This is a genomic window from Sphingomonas sp. Ant20, from assembly GCF_000783375.1.
Classification (GTDB): domain Bacteria; phylum Pseudomonadota; class Alphaproteobacteria; order Sphingomonadales; family Sphingomonadaceae; genus Sphingomonas; species Sphingomonas aerolata.
Window position 1 is genome coordinate 1 of the sequence record NZ_JRVI01000256.1, and the last position, 2,121, is coordinate 2,121.

The 2,121-nt window shown below is 68.0% G+C and carries 3 protein-coding genes; 2 read left to right on the forward strand and 1 reads right to left on the reverse strand.

From position 1 onward, the window contains the following. On the reverse strand, positions 1-504 hold a 504-nt coding region (locus NI18_RS19670; RefSeq protein ID WP_306286547.1), incomplete at its 3' end, for an alpha/beta hydrolase. A 126-nt stretch (positions 505-630) separates the two neighbouring features. Between NI18_RS19670 and NI18_RS19675 the strand changes: the two genes are divergently transcribed. Beyond that, positions 631-1,113, forward strand: coding sequence for a prepilin peptidase (locus tag NI18_RS19675; protein WP_347574893.1), 483 nt, complete (start codon positions 631-633; stop codon positions 1,111-1,113). 62 nt (positions 1,114-1,175) lie between these two features. Continuing rightward, positions 1,176-2,121: Flp pilus assembly protein CpaB (cpaB, locus tag NI18_RS19680; protein WP_037532650.1), on the forward strand; the 946-nt coding region annotated here is incomplete at its 3' end.

The window sequence follows — 2,121 nt, forward strand, 5'->3', positions numbered from 1 at the left end:
CCTGTAGCGCGCGATCCGGCCGCTCAGCCGCGCGCCGAGGGGAGAGCGAAGGCCCAGCATCGGTGCGACGAGGATCGCCGCCGCCGGGTCGATCGTCCCCGCCGTCAGCGCGCGCATCACCATCAGCCCGCCCATCGAATGGCCAAGGATCGCCGTCGGGATGTCGCCATCGCCTTCGCCGCGCCATTGATGCCAGAAGCCGGCGAGATCGGCATCGTAGGTCGCGAAGTCGTCGACATGGCCGACATAGGGGTCGGGGGACAGCCGCCCCGACCCGCCCTGCCCGCGCCAGTCGAGCGAGGTCACTGACCAGCCGACGCTGCGCAGATGCGCGATCGTCTCGAGATATTTCTCGAAACTGTCGCCGCGACCGGCCTGGAAGAGAAAGCGTCCGCGCGCGTTCGGTGCCGGCCAGTCGAACCGCCTCAGGCTCCAGCCGTCGGGCGCGACCCAGCGACTGACGCGGGCATCGTCGGGAATCGCGCGCCGACTCGCGGCTGGCACGATCGGTGCGACGGTGGTGCGGGCATGCGGACGGGCCGGACCGGAGGCGGGCCCGGAGGTCGGATCAGAATCGAACATCGGCGACACAGTTACTTTTTCGAAAGCCATACCCGCTAAATGTAGTGCATGGGGTCGACGTTTACTCTTCCAATTCTACTTTTTCTGCTCGCCGGGCTGCTTGTCCTCGCTGCGATCGAGGACGCACGGACGCGGGAGATCGCCAATGCGAAGACCGCCGCGATCGTGCTGCTCGCGCCCTTGTGGTGGTGGGCCAACGGCCTGTCACCCTGGCCCGACATGGCGATCCAGATCGGGATCGCCGCGGCGGTCTTCGCGCTGTTCTGCATCGCTTTTCATTTCGGGCTGATGGGCGGCGGCGACGTCAAGCTGATCGTCGCGCTGTCGCTGTGGCTACCGTTCGGCGCGTTCATGGCGATGCTGATGGTGATGTCGATCGCGGGCGGCGTGCTGACCGCGGGGGATGCTGATCGCAAGGAAGCTGGCCATGCGGCGCGCCGATTCGGGCGTCGAAAACGCCGCGATCGAGGTGCCCTACGGCATCGCGATCGCCTTTGCAGGGCTCGTCGCGGTCCACGAACCACTCCTTAACTCCCTGCGGTAGATACTTAATGTTCGATCAATCACACGGCGCCCGAAAGGCACGATGAGTCATGGATAGTCGCAAGCTCATATTGCTGGTCGGTGCGTTGATCGTGGCGGCGGTCACGGCCTTCTTCGCCCGCACGCTGATCGCGGGCAGCGCAGCCCCGCAGGCGACCGCGGTGGCGATGCAGCCCGCCGTGATCGACGGCCCGGAAGTGCTGGTCGCGACCCGCGCGCTCCCGGTCGGCACGATCCTCGATGCGACCGCATTGAAGTTCCAGCCCTGGCCCAAGGAGCTCGTCGACAACGCCTATTACCTGAAGGACAAGACCGACCTGAAGGCGCTGCAGGGCACCGTGGTGCGCAACATGATCACCGCGGGCCAGCCGGTGACGCAGGGCGCGCTGGTCAAGCCCGGCGACCGCGGCTTCCTCGCGGCCGCGCTCGGGCCCGGCATGCGCGCGGTGACCGTCCCCGTCTCGGAACAGGCGTCGGTCGCGGGCTTCGTGTTCCCGGGCGACCGGATCGATCTGGTCCTGACCCAGGCAGTGTCGGGTGGCGGTGACGGTGATCCGCTGAAGGTGTCGGAGACGATCATGCGCAACGTGCGCGTGCTCGCGACCGACCAGCGCACCGACAACAAGGTCGGCGACGACGGCAAGACCGTCGTCAGCACCTTCTCGACGGTCACGGTCGAGACGACGCCCAAGATGGCCGAGGAGATCGCGGTCGCGCAGACGGTGGGCACGCTGTCGCTGTCGCTGCGGTCGATCGCGGACAATGCGGGCGAGCTCGAGGACGCGATCGCGTCGGGCAACGTGAGCGTGCCCGCGGGGTCGGATCCCAAGGCGGAGCGCGCGATGCTGCTACGTCTCGCGAGCCAGCCGTCGTCGGGTGCGAGCAGCTACGTCACCGGCGCGGACGTGTCGCGCTACCAGCGCAGCACCGTGCCGGGCAAGGCGGTCGCGTCCGGCGGTCCGGGCGGCTCGGCACAGATGATGATGCCGGCTGGCG